General features: G+C 41.6%; 2 protein-coding genes and 1 pseudogene. All 3 read right to left on the minus strand.

What is annotated here, in order from left to right; translation table 11 throughout:
• Window positions 1–281 (minus strand): annotated as a pseudogene (locus L659_RS0122135) (DUF5020 family protein); the annotation flags it as partial.
• A 30-nt stretch (window positions 282–311) separates the two neighbouring features.
• Window positions 312–1,688 carry a uracil-xanthine permease family protein gene (locus tag L659_RS0122140; RefSeq protein WP_024591975.1) on the minus strand — a complete coding sequence of 459 codons (1,377 nt, stop codon included), beginning with the start codon at window positions 1,686–1,688 and terminating at the stop codon, window positions 312–314.
• Between the two features lie 77 nt (window positions 1,689–1,765).
• Window positions 1,766–2,155: BMP family ABC transporter substrate-binding protein (locus L659_RS1000000124080; RefSeq protein WP_442960116.1), on the minus strand; the 390-nt coding region annotated here is incomplete at its 5' end.

Consider the following 2,155-nt stretch of genomic DNA (forward strand, 5'->3'; position numbering starts at 1 on the left):
GGCTTGTAAAGGGTTGGGTTTATGTTTAACTCACCGTACACTTCATCAGGATTACTTAGTCTATCCATAAAAAAGAACGTACTACCCCAAGTATGTCCCGACGCATGTTCTATAGTAACAACACTTCTATCGTCTTCCTCCCCTGAAAATGGCTCTAGGTAGTCGGCCCCTTTCATTGCGGTAATACTAAAATCAGACCAAAGCTCTTTAGCCGAAACACCTGTTGAGCACATTGTAATTGCAGTTATAAGTGCTAGTTTTTTTATTGTTTTAGTGTTCATTTTAATTCCTTTATTTTTATGAATCTTAGTTTAGTTAAGATGATCCGTACTTGCTGAGTAATTTTCTGGTAGTACCAACGTCATTATTATTGCGGTGATACCCGACACCGTCACTGCGCTACCGAATATGGCAGTAACCAACTTAGGTGCGTTTGTAAACAACTCTGGTACAAAACTAACACCTAGCCCTAGTCCCAAACTCACCGCAATAATAAGTAAGCTTCTGCGATTTATTTTTTCGCTGGCTAGTATTTTGACCCCTGCGGCTGCTACGGTGCCAAACATTACAAGCGTTGCACCGCCCAAAACGGGTTTAGGTATATTTTGTAATACAGCGCCAATCACAGGAAACAAACCAAGGATGATTAAAATACCGCCGATCCACAGGCCTATGTACCTGCTGGCAACACCTGTTAGCTGAATAACCCCGTTGTTTTGACTAAAAGTAGTATTTGGAAAAGTGTTAAATAAGGCCGCAATCATCGAGTTAACGCCATCACCTAGAATACCACCGCGTATGCGTGCTAAGTAAGTAGGCCCTCTAACAGGTAACTTAGAAACAGCACAATTGGCAGTAATATCGCCTGTCGATTCAATTGCAGTAATAAGGTATAAAAAGCCAAAGGCTATAAGCGCACCAAAATCTACACTAAAACCGTACTTAAACGGTATTGGCATGGCGATTAAATCAAACTCGCCGACTTCAAATTTGGCTATTCCTAATATAACGGCCAGTATCCAACCTACTATCATGGCTACAACCACGGCAGTTAGCCTTACCCATTGATTTTTACTTGCATTAAGCAGCACCACTAGAGCAACAACCGAAAAACCAACAATTAGGTTACTTGGTGAGGCAAACTCGTCAGGCTTATTAGTTAATAGCCACTGGCCGCCGCCTATGTCGGTCATACCCACTTTTATAAGGTAGACGCCTATAGTGGTAATAACCACGCCGGTAACAACAGGCTTAATTACTTTGCCGAGTTTTTCTATAAAAAAACTAATAAATATCTCTACAAAGGCCGCTAAAAAACACACAGCAAAAATAGTAGCGAGTACTTCATCGTTATTGCCACCCGTAGCTTTAACAGTAAAGCCTGTGGCCAAAATAGTGCCTAAAAAAGCAAAACTGGTGCCTTGCACACATATAAGTCCGGAACCAACAGGCCCTACTCTGCGCGCTTGTATAAACGTACCAACACCCGATACAAACAACGCCATACTAATTAAATATGGTATTTCAGCAGCTAGGCCAAGCACCCCACCAATAATAAGTGTGGGTGTAATAATGCCTACAAAGCTTGCGAGTACGTGCTGTAGTGCAGCAAAAAATGATTCAGTTAGCCCTGGTTTATCATCTACCGCGTAAATTATGTCTTCTGAAATAGCTTCTTGGTTTGACATGGTCAATATCCTTTTAGCGCTTAAACTTGGGCAAGGTATTAACGCCCTGCCCTATTTTAATTCAAATACGTCTGCGTTTATTTAAGCTGCCCTTCTACGCCTTCAACGTAAAAGTCCATGCCGAGTAAGGTTTTATCATCAATAGTCTGCCCAGCTTTTGTAACCAGCTCACCTTGCTGATTTTTTATAGGGCCAGTAAATGGATGAAATTCACCTTTACCAATTTTCTCTGAAATAGCATTTACTTCACTTACTACATCACTTGGAATATCTTTACTTAGCGGCGCTAAGCGAGTCATCCCTGAGCCTATCCCTTTCCATATATCTTGCGATTGCCATTTATCGTCAAGTACTTGCTGTACGCGCTCTGCATAAAATTCATCCCAGTGATGAACCGCTGCCGTTAAATGTGCTTTTTTACCGTATCCGCTCATATCTGAGTGGTAGCCAATAGCGTAAATACCAGC

The sequence above is a fragment of the Pseudoalteromonas sp. S8-8 genome (assembly GCF_000497875.1).
GTDB classification, from domain to species: domain Bacteria; phylum Pseudomonadota; class Gammaproteobacteria; order Enterobacterales; family Alteromonadaceae; genus Pseudoalteromonas; species Pseudoalteromonas arctica.

Bases quoted from the DNA above. Each gene is read 5' to 3' on its own strand.
- L659_RS0122140 (WP_024591975.1), bottom strand. From the start codon at position 1,688: ATGTCAAACCAAGAAGCTATTTCAGAAGACATAATTTACGCGGTAGAT.